The organism is Tissierella sp. (assembly GCF_052089545.1).
Classification (GTDB): Bacteria; Bacillota; Clostridia; order Tissierellales; family Tissierellaceae; genus Tissierella_A.
On sequence record NZ_JBQDAA010000001.1, the window covers coordinates 15,609 to 32,222 of the forward strand.

Genomic DNA, 16,614 nt, shown 5'->3' on the forward strand with positions numbered 1-16,614 from the left:
AGGAGAAAAACAAGCTTATGCTATAACAGACAGAGCAACATATTTAAGCATGAAAAGTGATTTAGACCTTGATATTGTAGTAGAGGGTGACGACAATTTATTAAATCAATACGGTATAATTCCTGTAAATCCAGAAGTTTTAGAAGATGATGCAGGAGAGATAAATAATGATGGTGCTATTGAATTTATGAATTGGATGACTTCAGAAAAAGGACAAAGTTTAATAGAAGAATTTGGAGTAGAAGAATATGGTCAACCATTATTCTTTCCTAATGCAGAATAATTAAAAAGGTTTTAGAAGGCTGGTAATATTTCCAGCCTTTTAAATTTAAGAATTGAGGTAAACTTATGGATTATATATTAGAGGGAGTCAAAGAAGCTATAAGATTAATAATAAGTTTGGATAGGGAAATATTTGGGATAGTTCTTCTATCCTTATTTGTATCATCTACAGCTACAATCTTAGGATCCTTAGCATCTATACCACTTGGGATTGGTCTGGGAATACAAGACTTCAAAGGTAAAAGATTATTTAGTAGAATTATATATACTATGATGAGTATACCAACAGTAGTAATAGGACTATTAGTACATATTATTCTTTCAAGAAAGGGACCCTTTGGAAGCTTTGGACTCATGTACACTACTAAAGCTATGATTATAGCTCAAACCTTTCTTGTTATGCCTTTAAGTTTTGGACTAAGCTATGGCTTGTCTACAAATCGGGGGAAGAACATTGAAAAAATTGCTATGACCTTGGGAGCAAATAAAATTCAAAGTATAATTCTAATAATAAGGGAATTAAAGTTAGATATAATTGTAAATGTTGCTACTTCATTTTCTAGAGCCATATCTGAAGTTGGAGCAGTTATGATAGTTGGTGGTAATATCAAATATCATACAAGAGTAATTACAACAACTATATCTATGATGAACTCTATGGGGGATTATCCAACTGCCATAGCACTTGGTATTATTTTACTTTTAATATCATTTATTGTACATAGTATGATTTATTCTTATAGTGAGGAGAAATAAATGGAATTACAAATAGAAAATGTTAAGAAAAAATATGGAGATAAAACAGTACTAGATATAGATAGTTTAAAGATAGAGACTAGAAAAGTAACAGGTATAGTAGGTTCAAATGGATCAGGAAAGTCTACACTTTTAAATATAGTAGCAGGATTAGATGACGAGCATGAAGGTGAAGTAAGATATAATGGGAAAAAGATAGATGAAGAAATTAGAAAGGATATGACCTTAGTTTTTCAAAAGGCTTATCTTTTTAGAAGAACAGTGTATAAAAACATATCATATCCTTTAGATATAAGAGGTATTGAAAAGGAAGAGATAGAAAAAAGGGTTTTAAAACTATTAAAGATTTTAGAAATAGAAGATTTGAAGAATAAAATAGGAAGTAAATTATCAGGTGGGGAGACCCAAAAGGTTGCCCTGGCAAGAAGCTTGATTTTCAATCCAGAGCTCTTGCTCTTAGATGAACCTACTTCAAATATAGACCCAGAATATATAGATCATATGGAAAGGGCAATACTTAATTATAATAGAGAAAATAAAGGTACGGTAGTTATAGTAACCCATAATATAGAGCAGGCTGAAAGATTATGTCATAATATAATAAAGTTAGAAAGAGGAAGGGTGGTAGAATGATGGACTTTTTCAATGTAGTAACTGTAGAAAATGCTAGAGAAATGATATTAGACAACTTTAAGGAATTTAAACTTGAGTTAGAAGATGTAGATATATTAGAGTCTTTAGACAGAGTTTTAGGGGAAGATATATATTCACCTATAGATGTGCCAGAGTTTAATAGGTCTACTATGGATGGCTATGCAATTTTTTCAAGTGATAGCCATGGGGCAAGTGATTCTATACCAAGTGTTTTAGATATAGCAGGTGAGGTCCATATGGGTGAGAGCTGTCAAATGGATATTGTTTCAGGTAAAGCTGTCTATGTACCTACTGGTGGAATGATTCCAGCGGGTGCTGATGGAGTTATTATGATAGAAAACACGGAAAAACTAGATGAAAAAACTCTTCTTTTAAATAAGCCCATATCTTCTGGAGAAAATATAGTATATAGAGGAGACGATATTAGAAAGGGCAAGCTTGTGTTAGAAAAAGGTAAGAAAATAAGCCCGGAAATAATGGGGGTATTAGGTGCCCTTGGGCGAGGCAAAGTAAAGGTCTATAAGAGACCAAAATTTTTTATAATATCTACTGGTGATGAAATAATAGATATGGATGAAGATTTAAAGCTAGGTCAGGTTAGAGATATAAATGCTTATACTCTTTTTGGCGAGATAAAAAAACTTGGTGGTCAAGTAGTTGGAAAGACTATTGCTAAGGATGATTTTAATATATTAAGAAGTGAAGTGGAAAAGGGCTTAAGTCTATCAGATATAGTTCTTATATCTGGAGGAAGTTCTGTTGGAACTAGAGACTTTACGAAAGATGTAATCGACAGTTTTGAAGGAAAGGGCGTCTTTGTTCATGGGCTTTCTATAAAACCAGGAAAACCAACTATTGTGGGAGAGGGAAATGGTAAACTAATATTTGGACTTCCTGGGCACCCCGTTTCTTCGATTATAATATTTAAAGCACTTGTAGAAAACTTTGTAAAAGAAAAGATGAATATAAAAGAGATACATCCCCAAGTAAGGGCAACTATGGACTTTAACTTTCCTTCATCTTCTGGAAAATTAACATATCAAATGGTAAACTTAAGAAAAGACGGTGAAAATTATTTTGCAAGCCCAAACTTTGGAAAGAGTTCTATGATAAGTCTTTTAAAGAATTCTGATGGATATATACTTTTGAAAAAGGAAGAAGAAGGTATATATAAAGGAGAGGAAAGAGTAGTTTTTCTTATCTAATATAGGAGGTTTAAGAGATGAAAAGAGATATATATATAGATAATATGGACGTAGACCTAGCAAAAGAAAAGTACTATAATAGATTAAATATAAAGCCCAAGTTTGAGTATATAGATGTAGAAGAAAGTATGGATAGGATAAGTTTTGATATGGTAGAAGCTAAAACATCATCTCCAAACTATAATGCAGCGGCAATGGATGGAATAGCAGTTATTTCAGAGCGAACAATTGGTGCTAGTCAGGTAAAGCCAATAAGCTTAAAAGAAGGAGAAGATTTTTACTATATAAATACAGGTAATGTTTTAAGGGAACCATATGATTCAGTTATTATGATAGAAGATTGTATAGAACTTGAAGAGGGGAAAGTTCAAATATTACAAGCCAGTTATCCTTGGAAGCATGTAAGGCAAATTGGAGAAGATATAGTTGCAACAGAGATGATAATCCCTTCAAATCATAAAATAAGACCTATTGATATAGGTGCTCTTCTTTCAGGTGGAATAGATAGTGTAAAGGTCTATAAGAAGCCTAAGATAGGTATACTTCCCACTGGATCAGAAATAGTAGAAGATGTAAAGGATATAAAAAGTGGTAGTATAATAGATTCTAATTCTAGAGTTTTTGTTGCTGAAGTTTCAAAACTTGGTGGACAGCCTCATAGATATTCTCCAATAGAAGATGATTATGAACTCTTAAAGACAAATATATTAAAAATGGTAAGAGAAAATGATATTATGCTTATAAATGCAGGTTCATCTGCCGGAACTAAGGACTATACTGTAAATATAATAAAAGAACTTGGAGAAGTTTTAGTTCATGGTATAGCTTTAAAGCCTGGGAAACCTACTATACTTGGAATAATTGAAGGAAAGCCTGTAATAGGAATACCTGGCTATCCAGTATCTAGTTATTTAGTATTTGATACTTTTATAAAACCCTTGATAGCTAAGTTCTTAGGCTTAGAAGAAGAAACAGAAGATACAATAAAGGCTAATATTACCAAGAGAGTATTTTCTTCATTTAAAAATAAAGAACTTGTAAGAGTAAATTTAGGACAAGTAGGAGATAGACTTATAGCAACTCCTTTATCAAGTGGTGCAGGTGCTACTATGAGCCTTGTAAGGGCTGATGGTATTGGAATTATTCCGCAAAACATTGAAGGTGTAGAAGCGGGGGAAGAGATAGATGTAAGACTTTTAAAACCTTTGGAAGAAATAAAAAAGACTATAGTATCTATAGGTAGCCACGATCTTATTATGGATATATTGGGAGATATGACTAAGCTTTCATCAGGTCATGTTGGAAGTATAGGGGGCATTATGGCTATTAGAAGAGGGGAATGTCATATAGCACCAATCCACCTTTTAGATGAGAAAACTGGAGAATATAATATATCCTCTATAAAGAAATACTTTGCTGGAAAAGATATGTCTTTAATAAAAGGGGTTAAAAGACTTCAAGGTTTTATGGTAAGAAAAGAAGATAAGGGTCTAGTAAAGAATTTTAAAGATCTGCTAAATAAAGATGTATCTTTTGTAAATAGACAAAGAGGAGCTGGAACAAGGGTACTTTTAGACTATCATCTTGGAAAAGAAAATATAGATTCAGATAAAATAAAAGGATATAAAAGAGAGTTAAACACCCATATGGCAGTGGCATCAGCTGTAGAAAGTGGCGAAAAGACTGTAGGGCTTGGTGTATACTCTGCGGCTAAAGCTATGGACCTAGATTTCATAGAAGTAGCTTATGAGGACTATGACTTCTTAATAGAAAGGTTTATGTTAAAAGATGAAAAGGTAAAAAGGTTTATAGATATACTTACATCTAAAGAGTTTGAACAAAGAGTATTAGCACTTGGAGGGTATAAGACAAAAAATATTGGAGACATATTACCGATATAATAAAATAATATATAAAAAAACTTCTAGGATACATATCCTAGAAGTTTTTTTATGCATCTTTAGATTTATCTTTTTCTACTAATTTTGAAAAGAAAAGTCCTATTTCAAATAATAATATCATAGGTAAAGATAATAGCGTTTGTGATATTATATCGGGTGGAGTAAGAATAGCAGCTACTATAAAAATCACAAGAATAGCTATCTTTCTATTTTTTCGTAAAGTTTCAGTACTTACTAATCCAAATTTTACTATAATAGTCATTAAAATAGGCATCTCAAATATTAAACCAAATGATAAAATAAAAGTAATAGCAAAAGCTAGGTAGCTACTAAAACTTATCATTGCCTGAATTTCATCTATCTGAAAGCTTGTAAAAAATACGAGTGTCATAGGGAACACAAATAAGTATGCAAATGTTGCTCCTAATAAAAAAAGTATCCCACCTAAAAAAAGAGATCTAACAATTAACTTTCTCTCATGAAGGTCTAGTCCTGGCTTTACAAATAACCAAATATTAAAGATAATAATAGGTAGAGATAGAACTATACCAGCTATTATAGATATTTTAAGGTAGGACATAAATAGTTCCGTTGGAGTAATAAACACGAAATCTATTTCTGGAGTTTTACTAATCATATTTTTCACTATAGGTTCAGAAAAGTTATAGGATAATACTGAGAAAAAGATTAGCGAAATAAAGCTATATATAATTCTTTTTCTCAATTCTGAAAGATGCCCAACTATAGTTTCTTTTTTATCTTGAATTTCCATATCTTCATCCTTCATTATGATTCTTGTTTATCCTTATCATTTAAGGAGTCACTGATTCCATCTGTAATTTCTTTAGAGGCATTTTTAAATTGATTAATGGCCTCTCCCATGGATTTACCAAGTTGTGGTAGTTTATCAGGTCCAAAGATTACTAGAGCAATTGTAAAAAGTAATACCAATTCTCCTATTCCAAGTTTACCAGGTCCAAACATATGTATTCCTCCTTGCTGTTGATATTTTTTGATTATATATAGTATAGTACCACTAAAATATACTTGTGTAAAGAATAACAATGCTTATTTATCTATACTTATTATTAATAAAACAATACAATTTTATCTCTATGGAATTTTATATATAGATCTTTCATAGTCTCAATATTACCATAATCATTCTTAGGAACTTCTATATAAATGGGGGATTCTGTATTATATTTATTAGATAGAATTATGATATAGGAATTTATATTTTCGATTATCCTATTTATATTAAAGCCGAAGGTATTCTCCATACTATTATTATGACAAATATCAAGAGCCTCGTTGGGGACACCTATATATTTAATATTATCTCCTACGTAATCACATTCTAATTCTAAGTCCCAATCTAAGGCTACAACTCTTCTATCATTAACTTTTTTTGCCCTAGATATATTTTTATAACCAGTAAGTATTGCAGAATATACACTTTTAGGCCTCTCAAATAGTTGGGACTTGCTACTAAGTTCCTCAATTCTGCCCCCATCCATTACAGCGATTAAATCACTTACTCTGAAAACCTCGTCTTTACTATGGGTGACATATAAGACTTCTCCCACATGATTTTTTATAATGTCTATTAGCTTATCTTCCATTTGGAATTTCAGATGCTCATCTAGGGCGGAAAAAGGCTCGTCTAACATAAGTATCTTGGGCTGATTGACTATCATTCTAGCTAAGGCAGTTCTTTGTTGTTGCCCTCCTGAAAGCTGATGGGGGTAACTTTTTTCTAATCCATTAAGTGAAAAATCATTTATTATTCTTTGTACGGTTTTTCCTTTATTAATCTTATCTATTTTGACTCCTATTTTTATATTTTCTTCTAGGGTCATATTGGGAAATAGTGCATAGCTTTGGAATAACATTCCTACTTCTCTATCTTGTGGTATTATATTTATTTTTTTTTTATGATCAAATAGGACTTTTCCATTTAAGACTATTTGACCCTCATCTGGAGTTTCGATTCCAGCGATACATTTAAGAGTCATACTTTTCCCACATCCAGAGGGACCCAAAAGAGCTAATGTTTCATTATTTATTTCAAATTGTACATCTAAATGAAAATCTGTTAATCGTTTTTTTATATCAACATAAAGTATTTTAATTCTCTCCCTTTCTTGTATTTAAGATTTTATCATTTTCAAACTTATTCATAAGTACCATCATAACAAGAGAAATGGAAGCCATTAAGATTACCCAACTATATGCTAATTGACGATTGCCAGACTGAACAGCACTATATATGGCTATGGACATAGTTTGAGTTTTCCCGGGGATATTGCCTGCTATCATAATAGTAGCACCAAATTCCCCAAATGACCTTGCAAAGGTCAAAATAGTTCCAGCCATTATATTAGAAAGGCTATTAGGCAGAATGATTTTCGTGAAGATGGTATGTTCCTTTAATCCTAATGTTCTAGCCGCATAGATCATGTCCTGATCGAACTGTTCAAAGGCTCCCCGAGCTGTTCTATACATGAGAGGAAAGGAGACTACTATGGCTGAAATAATAGTGGCAACTTTAGAAAAAATAATAGAGATATCAAATCTCATTAATATTTGTCCCACAATGCTATTTTTCCCAAATAGGACCAATAGAAAAAAACCTATAACAGTTGGAGGAAGTATTAGTGGCAGGATCAATATACTATCTACTATAGCTTTAGCCTTTTTAGTTTTACTAATAAAAAAAGCACTATATATACCTAGGAAAAAGTTTATAAAGGTGGCAATAATTGCAGCTTGTAATGATATTAAAAGTGGGGAAAGATCCGTAAGGTTTTTCATTAATTCACATTAAAACCATAGTCTCTAAATTTTTCAGCCGCCTGCTTACTAGATAGAAATTCTATAAAAAGTTGAGAAGCATCTGAGTGTTTACTATTCTTAATAGTTGCAATAGGATAGTTTACTTCCCTGTAACTTTCTTCTGGTGCTTCAGCAATTATTTTTACTAGATTAGTAGTGTAAGCATCTGTAGCATAAACGATAGCACAATCAACTTCCTCATTCTCCACCCAAGTAAGGGCTGTTCTTACATCTTTTGAGTATATAACTTTTTCCTTAATATCATCTAGAAGTTCTAAGTTGCTAAGTATCTCCTCAGAATATTGGCCTATAGGAACATGAGAGGGATCGCCGATAGCAATGCTAGTAATATTATCTTTTGTTAAATCATAAAAATCATGGATTTCTAAACTGCTATTTGCTGGAGCTACTAAAACAACCTTATTGGTTAAGAGGTTTTTTCTTGTATGTTCAGAAATAAGTCCCTTTTCTTCCAAAGCATTCATTTGTTTTTCCGCCGCAGAAAAAAATATATCTATAGGAGCACCTTCTTCAATTTGTGCTTGTAATGCACCTGAGCTACCATATGTAAAATTAAGATTAACATTAGGATTAATGTCCTCATAAGTATCTTTGAGGTCGTTTAAAACATCTGTTAAACTTGCTGCTGCTCCTATTAACAATTCTACATTTTCATTATTCTTACTTAGTCCAGTATTATTAAGTTTTAAAGTATTAAAACCAATGAAGGAAACAATTACTATTATTATACAAAGATAGATAACTTTCTTAAAATTCATTTATTAACTCCTCCTTATAACTTGAAATACTCTTTAATGAACAAATAGAATATAAATCGTCTAATTAGATGTTTTATATTCTATTTGTCTAAGACAACTTTATTTTATCTATACACTCTAGAACTATTTATTAGTTTCTTCCTCGCTTGTACTCTCGTCTTTTCCGTCTACGCCTTTACGAAATGAACTTATTGCTTGGCCCATAGTTTTTCCTAATTCAGGTAGTTTGGAAGGTCCAAAAACTACCAAAACTATACCTAGTATAAGCATAAGCTCCCATATACCAATTTTACTCAGCATAAAACTCAACTCCTTTTAACTTATTATTTTATAAAATTTTGATCATTTGTATATATAAGTGGATTCTCAGATAATATCCTAGAGACAAGTGAGATTCCGTAATGATTTGCTAGTTTTATACCCATATCGCTAGGATATTTTAAAGAGGATATTATAGGTATTTGAACTACCGCACATTTAAGAAGCATATCTAAAGATATTCTTCCAGTTGTGGAGATGAAGGTATTGGAAAAATTTAATCCTTCTTTAGCTACTGCACCTATGACCTTATCTACTGCACAATGTCTACCTATATCTTCACGTACAAAATAATTGCCTTTATCCATATCTACCAATATAGCACCATGGACACCACCAGTAGTATTATAAATTATAGCTTCTTTTTCTAAACGGTCTGCAAATTCAACTATTTTAGAAAGTTTAACAGAAATATTACTATGAATTCTAGGAATATCATATATATTATCACTGAATTTATCTACGGAAGAAGTACCGCTAAGAACAAATTCAGGTACGCTATATAATTTACTAGATGTAGTTCCACTTGTGGTAACATAGATTTGATATTTATTTAAATCTATTTCTATATTATCTATATCAGATAAATGTTTTACTATACCACGAGTTAACAAGTGACCAATAGCTAGTTCCTCTAGGTCAAGAGGAGTACACATAAATGTTGTAAGTATTTTATTGTTTATCCACAATTCAGCAGGCATCTCGACTGCAGAATGTAATTCAAATTTCGACAAATTATCACCTAACTTTCTATTTTATCTAATTAGAATTATAATATATAGATTGAAAGATTGCAAATGATTTATCAAACCATAGTTAAAAGTTAGGGTTAATAGGAATGTTTGACAGTAGGTATATATTATATTATAATATATACTTGAATGTTAATTAACAATCAAACTATTCAAGGTAATATTGACTTTAAACAAGGGGTGAATAAAATGTCTGAAATTAAAAATGAAAATAAGCTTGATAAGGTTTTAAATCAAGAAATGACAAGAAGGAAATTTATGAGGGTTTCTGGAAAAAGTTTAGCCGGTTTGACAATATCAGCATCCTTGTTATCCATGATGGGATGTACTCAAAAACAGGTAAACAATGATGACGTTGCTGTGTGGGCAACTCCTACTGGATTGTTAGTGGTTAATCAAGCTAAGTGTACTGGATGTCAAAGATGTGAGATAAACTGTACAACAGTTAATGATGGTGAAGCTTCATCTCATACCTCTAGAGTTAAGGTAACTCGTAATCTTATGAATAGTAATGGACATGGTACATATCAAGATGATTGGGTTTACTTCCCAGATACATGCCGCCAATGTGATAAGCCATTTTGCGGAGAAGCTTGTCCTGAAAATGCTATTTATGCCAACGATAAAGGAGTTAAGTTGGTTGATGAAGATAAGTGTGTAGGCTGTGGTGCTTGTGTTGAAGCCTGTCCTTGGGATATGATAACTTTACATCCAGAAACTCAAAAAGCATCGAAATGTATTCTGTGTGGTGCTTGTATAGATGGATGTGTAACAGGTGCTCTTTCAGTAGTACCATGGGAGGCTGTAGTTGCAGCAGAGCAAGAGACAAGAAAAGAATAGGGAGGTTGAGGAATAATGACAATGTATGGATGGGCTGGAAAGATACTTCGTGTTAATTTTACTACTAATTCAATTAGTGTAGAAGAAATAGATAAATATAAAGATTATGTAGGTGGAATGGGAATAGGATATAAGGTTATATATGATGAGGTTCCTTTGGATACTCATGCCTATGATGAAGAATCTAAGGTAGTATTAGCTATGGGTCCTTTAACTGGTTCTGGTATTCCATGTTCAGGAAGACTTAATATGTCTTTTCTATCTTCATGGACAAAAGGGTACTCAATTGTAGATGCACATATGGGAGGACATATAGCACATGCAATTAAATATGCAGGGTATGATGCAATTATATTTGAAGGAAAGTCATCAAAACCTGTTTACTTAAAGATAGATGATGATAAGGTTTCCATAGAAGATGCAAATCATATTTGGGGAAAGGGAACTTTTGAAGCTAATAGAATATTAGTGGAAGAAAATGGAGAAGCCTTCGATGCTGCAACAATTGGACAGGCTGGAGAAAATCTGGTAAATATGTCTTGTATGCTTACTTCAGTTGGAAATTCAGGTGGAGCGGGAGTTGGAGCAATATTTGGTTCTAAAAATGTTAAAGGCTTTGTAGTTAGGGGAACTGGAAGTATAAAAATTGCTGATTCAAAAGGTTTAAAAGAAGCTAGTGATTATATGCTAAGAGAACTAATAGGTGGAAATAATAACCATAACGTTCCAGCAGTTCCACAATCTTGGGCAGAGTATTCTGCACCTTCTGGAGCTAACAGATGGTCAGGTGCACCGGGTAGGGGCTGGAAAAAAGCTGAAGGTGGCTTTGTAGATATGGGTGAGCAGCCAGTAGGCGATATAGATAAGATTGGTTTTAGGGCTCATAAAGGATATTTTGACCATGGAGATATTGCAGATAAATATATGGTTAAAGTTGGAGGATGTTCATCATGTCCTATAAGATGCTATGCTCAATATGATATTGATCCACTAGCAGAATATGATCTACCAACTAAGGTATCAAATACATGTATGCCGATTATTTATCAAGGAGCTTGGTATCCAGAAGGAATAAAAGATTTCGTTGATGAAGGTGATGCAAATTTAGTTATTTGTGGTGCTGGATCTAGGGCAGTAGATGACTATGGATTATGGGATAACTATGGAAATATCCAACGTGACTTTAACCATTGTTATAAGTCAGGAATACTTAAAGCTAAACTTCCAGCTGCGGAATATAATTCAATTCCATGGGATATGATGAAAGATGGCGATCCACGCTGGGTAGTAGATATAGTTCGTAGGATTTCTATGAATGAAGGAGAAATAGCTAAATTAGGACTTGGAACATATTTATTAGTTAAAGAGTGGGACTTGGGTCAAGAATATTATGATGTAGAATATTTACAAAATGTTACATATAATGGATATCCAAAACACCATTCTGCTGAAGACGTATGGCAAACAGGATTATTATATAATATGATGTATAATAGGGATTGTATGATTCATCATATGACAAATGTTGTACAGTCTGGTTCTCCTTATGAAATCTATAAGAAGATATTAGAGGATGAATTCGGTAAAGGAGCTGTAGATAAGCCAAAACATTATACTCCTATGAATAAAAGTAAGGCAAAACTTGCTAAATGGGCTTTTTTAGGAAAACAATGGCATGATATGTCTACTCTGTGCAATTGGATGTATCCTATGACTTTATCTCCGTCTAAGAAAAGAGGATATAAGGGTGATCATGATTTAGATGCTACGTATATGACTGCAGTTACGGGTGAAAAGTGGAAAAGAGAAGATGTTGATCTAGCTAGTGAAAGGGTATCAAACATGCTAAGAGTTATGACAGCTATATCTTTTGATATTCATGAAGGAAGTAAAAACCTAAGAAAAGACCATGATACAATACCAGCTTGGGTATTTGATAAAGAGCCAGAATTTAAAGCTTTTGAAGCGGGTACAGTTAAAATGGATAGGGAAGATATGGAAGTAGCTAGAACAATGTTTTATGAAGAGATGGGCTGGGATGTTGAAACAGGAATTCCAACTAGAAAAACTCTTGAAAGACTTGGCTTAGCTTATATGGCTGATGATCTAGAAAAAAGAGGATTACTACCAAATTAATATGAGTGAAAGTTTGGAGGTGCAATATTGTTATTTGGAAGAAGAAAAAAGGGATTTGCTAAAGAAGAAGAAATTACTGAGTTTTCAACTGAATTTTCAGAAGATGCAAATCAAGATGAGTTAGAAGAAGAAAAAGTTGATCTTATGGACTATTTAGAAGAACTTGATGAAGCAGATGATACTTCTATTCCTTTAGAAGAAAAAGAAAAGGAAGTTATAAAAGAAGAAAAAACAGAAGCTCAACTACTAGCTGAATTTATAAGAATTAGAAGCCATGGAGCACATTTAACGGATAGGTCTTCTTTGGATAAGAAAGATCAAGATCTTGAAGAGTTATTGACTTCTATAAATAATGATGAAGCTTGTAAAGATATTACCTTTATAAAAGGTGATAAAGACATATATTATTACTCAAATAAATTTATGAGTGATAATTATGCAAAGATTGCCGTATTAGTAGAGGATAAGGATATTTCTAAGACTATTGCTGAAATGGTTAGATGGAATTGTAAGACTTATCCTTGTGCTACACCATTATATTACTTTAATAATTCTCCATACTTTCATACTGAGCCGCAAATTGAACGTGCTCTTGAGAGAATGGGACAGGAAGAAGAGTATAGTGATATTTGTGAGTTAAGAACTGGGAATAATGTAAGATATCTTTATTCTACTATTCACATGAGTGAAAAGTATGCAAGAGCACTTGCAGAAGGCGTAGAATATGGAGAGTATGGATATCGTTAGATACTAAAATTAAATGACATTTATTGACTCCGAGCATTTCATCCTGTATCAACCTTATGGATAAATGCCCAAATATTATTTAATATTTAGGGGTACGCTTGGAAACGAGCATGCCTTCCGTGTTTGTAAAGGAGCAGCTAAGATGTATGAATATAGTAAATAACAAAGCTGTTTTCAGATCTAAGGACTGAAAGCAGCTTTGTTGACATAAAGGATGGGTTAAATTGGAAAAGATGAAAATAGAAGATGCCATTGGAAGTGTTCTTTGTCACGATATGACTAGAATTGTAAAGGGTGAAATTAAAGATGCAGTTTTTAGAAAGGGACATGTTCTTACTGAGGAGGATATACCTGTTCTTTTATCAATGGGAAAGGAACATACATATGTTTATGAAGAAGACGAATCCATGGTTCATGAAGATGATGCAGCTTTAATATTATCAAATTTATGTATAAATGATAATATGACTGTTACAGAAGTAAAGGAAGGGAAGATGGAGCTAGTAGCAACATGTGATGGTTTATTTCAAGTAGACGTTGAGAAACTTAATAATATAAATGATCTAGACGATATTATGATTGCAACTAGAATGGGCAATCTTCCTGTTAAGGCAGGGGATAAGTTAGCTGGAATGCGTGTTATACCTTTAGTTATAGAGGAGGATAAATTAAATAAGGCAAAAGAAGTTGCTGGGGATATGCCTATATTAAAACTAACACCATTTAAGAGTCTAAAGGCTGGAATTATAACTACTGGTAATGAAGTATACTATGGTAGAATAAAAGATACATTTACTCCTGTAATTGAAGGAAAACTAAAAGATATGGGAATAGAAGTAGTTAAACATCTGACTAGTAGAGATGACATAGAAGAAATTAAATCAAATATCTTAGAAATAAAAAAAGACAATATAGATTTGATTATATGTACTGGAGGAATGAGCGTTGATCCAGATGATTTAACACCTGCTGCAATAAAATCTAGTGGTGCTAATATTGTTACATATGGAGCTCCAGTATTGCCAGGAGCCATGTTTTTATTAGCTTATTTTGATGATGGAAGTACAATAATGGGCTTACCAGGATGTGCTATGTATGAAAAACATACAATATTTGATATAATGTTACCATATGTATCTGCAGGTATTCAAGTGAACAAATCTCATATTAAAAAACTGGGATATGGAGGATTATGCTTAGATTGTCCTGAATGTAATTATCCAAACTGCCAATTTGGAAAGGGTGTATAGAGTTGTACAATGTAGAATTAGAAGAAGCTTTAGATATAATATTAAGGTCTATAAAAAAGATAGAGGATACTGAAGAAGTAAGGTTGGAAAATGCTCTTGGAAGAATCTTAGGAGAAGATTTTTATGCTCCAATGGCTAACCCACCTTTTGACAGGTCACCTTTAGATGGATTTGCCCTAAGGGCAAAAGATACATCTAGGGCTTCAAAGTCTAATCCTATCACATTTACACCTATAGACAAAGCCTATGCTGGGTCTCCTAGCACTAAGAGTCTAGGAGGCTTTGAAGCCATAAGGATAATGACAGGAGCTAAGATGCCTTCAGGGGCTAATTGTGTTATTAGACTTGAGGATTGTATAGAAGTGGATAATAATATAATTATTGATAAAACTTTAGAAGCCTTTGAAAACTATTGCTATAAGGGTGAAGATATAGAGTCTGGAACCTTACTATTGGAAAGGGGTACAAAACTTTCTGCTATAGATTTGGGAGTATTGGGAAGTATGGGACAAGCTAAAGTAAGGGTAATTAGAAGACCTAAAATAGGAATTTTGGTTACTGGGGATGAAATTGTCAAGCATGGATTAGACTTGATAGATGGGAAAATATATGATACAAATGGTATATTATTAGGGTCTAGAATAAGGGAATTAGGGTTTGAGTATGTAAAGATAAATACAGAAAAGGATGATCCTAAGGACGTTGCCTACTATATAAGAGAGAATATTGAAAATTTAGATGTGTTAATCACTACAGGAGGGGTATCTGTTGGAGATAAGGATATATTCCATGAAGTAATAGAAATCCTAGATGCTAAACAATTATTTTGGAAGGTTAGGATGCAACCAGGAACACCTGCTATGTATTCCATATTAAAGGACAAACCTATATTAAGTCTTTCGGGGAACCCTTTTGCATCTCTTGTAACATTTGAATTGTTAGCCAGACCATTAATCGGGAAAATAAGTAGTGATAATAGTATAGCTACAAAAAAAACTAAAGGTATTATGATGGATGACTTTAACAAAAAAAGTAAGAATAGAAGATTTATAAGATGTATTTACGGAAATGGACAGGTTCGGCTTCCAGAAGGTGGACATTCTTCAGGTATGCTTTTAAGTATGACAGACTGTAATGCCCTTATTGATATAGAAGCGGGAAATACTGGTCTTAAGAAATCAGATGAGGTGGAATTATTAATATTATAAAGGCGGACTGATATTAGTATGAAAAACTATGAGCAAAAGGTTATAGCTATAAGTGGAATAAAGAATTCAGGTAAGACCACGTTAATTACCAAGCTTATTCCCCTATTGAAAAAAAAGGGCTTAAGGGTCGCAACAATAAAACATGATGGACATGATTTTGATCCAGATGTAAAAGGCACTGATACCTATAAACACAGAGAAGCTGGGGCATATGGAATTGGAATCTTTTCTAGAAGTAAATGGATGCTTATTAAGGAAGAAGAAAACATTGATATATCCCACCTTATAAAGCAATTTCCTGAGGCAGATCTTATAATACTTGAAGGTTTTAAATATTCGAATTTTCCAAAGATTGAAATTGTAAGAGGTAAGATATCTTCCAATCCTGTCTCAAATCCAGAAACAGTAATTGCCTATATAAGTGATTTGGATATATTTGACCCTGGAGTAGAACAATTTAAGTTAGATGAAATAGAAGAATTATCAAACTACATATATGACTATATAATAGAAGAATAGATTAGGTGAGAAGATGAAAGATAGATTTGGAAGGGAAATAGACTATTTGAGAATATCTTTAACAGATAGATGTAATCTAAGATGTACTTATTGTATGCCAGAAGAGGGAATAGAAGAAAAACTATCTCATGATGATATAATGAGCTTAGAGGAAACTTATCTATTGATAAGGCATTTTGTAAATTTAGGAATAAAAAAAATAAGATTTACAGGCGGGGAGCCTTTAGTTAGAAAAGGAATAATTAGTCTAATAGAAAAGGTTAAAAATCTAGATGGTGTGGAGGAAATAGCACTTACAACCAATGCAATTCTTTTAAAGAAGATGGCTAAGGATTTAAAAGTAGCAGGACTAGATAGAATAAATATAAGTCTTGATACATTGAACGCAGAAAGATATAAAAAGATAACTAGAGGTGGAGATCTATCTTT

19 protein-coding genes and 1 riboswitch are annotated in these 16,614 nt (G+C 32.6%); of the genes, 12 read left to right on the forward strand and 7 right to left on the reverse strand.

Annotation, left to right across the window (positions count from 1 at the left end; translation table 11 throughout):
* The 5 genes from ACTHW2_RS00085 to ACTHW2_RS00105 all read left to right on the forward strand — a co-directional run.
* Positions 1 to 283, forward strand: a 283-nt coding sequence (locus tag ACTHW2_RS00085) for a substrate-binding domain-containing protein (RefSeq protein WP_442261673.1), incomplete at its 5' end; no start/stop codon positions are given.
* A 65-nt stretch (positions 284 to 348) separates the two neighbouring features.
* Positions 349 to 1,038: an ABC transporter permease gene (locus tag ACTHW2_RS00090; RefSeq protein ID WP_442261674.1), complete on the forward strand. Its 690-nt coding sequence runs from the start codon at positions 349 to 351 to the stop codon at positions 1,036 to 1,038.
* Positions 1,039 to 1,671, forward strand: coding sequence for an ATP-binding cassette domain-containing protein (locus ACTHW2_RS00095; RefSeq protein WP_442261675.1), 633 nt, complete (start codon positions 1,039 to 1,041; stop codon positions 1,669 to 1,671).
* On the forward strand, positions 1,671 to 2,897 hold the full coding sequence (locus ACTHW2_RS00100; protein WP_442261676.1) for a molybdopterin molybdotransferase MoeA: 1,227 nt from the start codon (positions 1,671 to 1,673) through the stop codon (positions 2,895 to 2,897). The genes ACTHW2_RS00095 and ACTHW2_RS00100 overlap by 1 nt, the downstream gene beginning before the upstream one ends.
* Before the next feature lie 17 nt (positions 2,898 to 2,914).
* Entirely contained in the window at positions 2,915 to 4,798 is a 1,884-nt protein-coding gene (locus tag ACTHW2_RS00105; RefSeq protein WP_442261677.1) for a molybdopterin biosynthesis protein, read from the forward strand.
* A 49-nt stretch (positions 4,799 to 4,847) separates the two neighbouring features.
* Here the strand turns inward: ACTHW2_RS00105 and tatC are convergent, their stop codons facing one another.
* From tatC to fdhD, 7 genes are all read right to left on the reverse strand, one after another.
* Positions 4,848 to 5,570: a twin-arginine translocase subunit TatC gene (tatC, locus tag ACTHW2_RS00110; RefSeq protein ID WP_442261678.1), complete on the reverse strand. Its 723-nt coding sequence runs from the start codon at positions 5,568 to 5,570 to the stop codon at positions 4,848 to 4,850.
* Between the two features lie 14 nt (positions 5,571 to 5,584).
* The gene (locus tag ACTHW2_RS00115) at positions 5,585 to 5,782 is read right to left on the reverse strand and encodes a twin-arginine translocase TatA/TatE family subunit (protein WP_442261679.1); all 198 of its coding nucleotides are present in this window, start codon (positions 5,780 to 5,782) and stop codon (positions 5,585 to 5,587) included.
* A 104-nt stretch (positions 5,783 to 5,886) separates the two neighbouring features.
* The gene (locus ACTHW2_RS00120) at positions 5,887 to 6,951 is read right to left on the reverse strand and encodes a sulfate/molybdate ABC transporter ATP-binding protein (RefSeq protein WP_442261717.1); all 1,065 of its coding nucleotides are present in this window, start codon (positions 6,949 to 6,951) and stop codon (positions 5,887 to 5,889) included.
* Positions 6,929 to 7,615 (reverse strand): molybdate ABC transporter permease subunit, encoded by a 687-nt coding sequence (modB, locus tag ACTHW2_RS00125; RefSeq protein ID WP_442261680.1) that lies wholly within the window; start codon positions 7,613 to 7,615, stop codon positions 6,929 to 6,931. The genes ACTHW2_RS00120 and modB overlap by 23 nt, the downstream gene beginning before the upstream one ends.
* Entirely contained in the window at positions 7,615 to 8,415 is an 801-nt protein-coding gene (gene modA, locus ACTHW2_RS00130) for a molybdate ABC transporter substrate-binding protein (protein ID WP_442261681.1), read from the reverse strand. Before modA ends, modB begins: the two co-directional genes overlap by 1 nt.
* 123 nt (positions 8,416 to 8,538) lie before the next feature.
* Entirely contained in the window at positions 8,539 to 8,715 is a 177-nt protein-coding gene (locus tag ACTHW2_RS00135; protein WP_442261682.1) for a Sec-independent protein translocase subunit TatA/TatB, read from the reverse strand.
* Positions 8,716 to 8,738: 23 nt separating this feature from the next.
* Complete coding sequence (gene fdhD, locus ACTHW2_RS00140) at positions 8,739 to 9,467, reverse strand: formate dehydrogenase accessory sulfurtransferase FdhD (protein ID WP_442261683.1); 729 nt, start codon at positions 9,465 to 9,467, stop codon at positions 8,739 to 8,741.
* 207 nt (positions 9,468 to 9,674) lie between these two features.
* On the opposite strand from fdhD, the gene ACTHW2_RS00145 reads away from it, so the two are divergent.
* From ACTHW2_RS00145 to ACTHW2_RS00175, 7 genes are all read left to right on the forward strand, one after another.
* On the forward strand, positions 9,675 to 10,325 hold the full coding sequence (locus ACTHW2_RS00145; protein ID WP_442261684.1) for a ferredoxin-like protein: 651 nt from the start codon (positions 9,675 to 9,677) through the stop codon (positions 10,323 to 10,325).
* A gap of 15 nt (positions 10,326 to 10,340) precedes the next feature.
* On the forward strand, positions 10,341 to 12,461 hold the full coding sequence (locus ACTHW2_RS00150; protein WP_442261685.1) for an aldehyde ferredoxin oxidoreductase: 2,121 nt from the start codon (positions 10,341 to 10,343) through the stop codon (positions 12,459 to 12,461).
* Positions 12,462 to 12,488: 27 nt separating this feature from the next.
* Complete coding sequence (locus ACTHW2_RS00155) at positions 12,489 to 13,208, forward strand: hypothetical protein (RefSeq protein WP_442261686.1); 720 nt, start codon at positions 12,489 to 12,491, stop codon at positions 13,206 to 13,208.
* Positions 13,209 to 13,223: 15 nt separating this feature from the next.
* Positions 13,224 to 13,359: riboswitch (molybdenum cofactor riboswitch) on the forward strand.
* Between the two features lie 82 nt (positions 13,360 to 13,441).
* On the forward strand, positions 13,442 to 14,458 hold the full coding sequence (locus ACTHW2_RS00160) for a molybdopterin-binding protein (protein WP_442261718.1): 1,017 nt from the start codon (positions 13,442 to 13,444) through the stop codon (positions 14,456 to 14,458).
* A 2-nt stretch (positions 14,459 to 14,460) separates the two neighbouring features.
* The gene (locus ACTHW2_RS00165) at positions 14,461 to 15,666 is read left to right on the forward strand and encodes a molybdopterin molybdotransferase MoeA (RefSeq protein WP_442261687.1); all 1,206 of its coding nucleotides are present in this window, start codon (positions 14,461 to 14,463) and stop codon (positions 15,664 to 15,666) included.
* 18 nt (positions 15,667 to 15,684) lie between these two features.
* Positions 15,685 to 16,185, forward strand: coding sequence for a molybdopterin-guanine dinucleotide biosynthesis protein B (gene mobB, locus ACTHW2_RS00170; RefSeq protein ID WP_442261688.1), 501 nt, complete (start codon positions 15,685 to 15,687; stop codon positions 16,183 to 16,185).
* Between the two features lie 13 nt (positions 16,186 to 16,198).
* Positions 16,199 to 16,614 (forward strand): radical SAM protein (locus tag ACTHW2_RS00175; protein WP_442261689.1); only part of this gene is annotated, 416 nt, incomplete at its 3' end.

What these genes read in the sequence shown, in the direction of transcription:
- mobB (WP_442261688.1), top strand. Translation starts at nt 15,685, where the DNA reads ATGAAAAACTATGAGCAAAAGGTTATAGCTATAAGTGGAATAAAGAAT.
- modB (WP_442261680.1), bottom strand. Translation starts at nt 7,615, where the DNA reads ATGAAAAACCTTACGGATCTTTCCCCACTTTTAATATCATTACAAGCT.
- ACTHW2_RS00090 (WP_442261674.1), top strand. Translation starts at nt 349, where the DNA reads ATGGATTATATATTAGAGGGAGTCAAAGAAGCTATAAGATTAATAATA.
- ACTHW2_RS00115 (WP_442261679.1), bottom strand. Translation starts at nt 5,782, where the DNA reads ATGTTTGGACCTGGTAAACTTGGAATAGGAGAATTGGTATTACTTTTT.
- ACTHW2_RS00145 (WP_442261684.1), top strand. Translation starts at nt 9,675, where the DNA reads ATGTCTGAAATTAAAAATGAAAATAAGCTTGATAAGGTTTTAAATCAA.
- ACTHW2_RS00135 (WP_442261682.1), bottom strand. Translation starts at nt 8,715, where the DNA reads ATGCTGAGTAAAATTGGTATATGGGAGCTTATGCTTATACTAGGTATA.
- modA (WP_442261681.1), bottom strand. Translation starts at nt 8,415, where the DNA reads ATGAATTTTAAGAAAGTTATCTATCTTTGTATAATAATAGTAATTGTT.
- ACTHW2_RS00095 (WP_442261675.1), top strand. Translation starts at nt 1,039, where the DNA reads ATGGAATTACAAATAGAAAATGTTAAGAAAAAATATGGAGATAAAACA.
- ACTHW2_RS00100 (WP_442261676.1), top strand. Translation starts at nt 1,671, where the DNA reads ATGGACTTTTTCAATGTAGTAACTGTAGAAAATGCTAGAGAAATGATA.
- tatC (WP_442261678.1), bottom strand. Translation starts at nt 5,570, where the DNA reads ATGGAAATTCAAGATAAAAAAGAAACTATAGTTGGGCATCTTTCAGAA.
- ACTHW2_RS00105 (WP_442261677.1), top strand. Translation starts at nt 2,915, where the DNA reads ATGAAAAGAGATATATATATAGATAATATGGACGTAGACCTAGCAAAA.
- ACTHW2_RS00160 (WP_442261718.1), top strand. Translation starts at nt 13,442, where the DNA reads ATGAAAATAGAAGATGCCATTGGAAGTGTTCTTTGTCACGATATGACT.
- ACTHW2_RS00150 (WP_442261685.1), top strand. Translation starts at nt 10,341, where the DNA reads ATGACAATGTATGGATGGGCTGGAAAGATACTTCGTGTTAATTTTACT.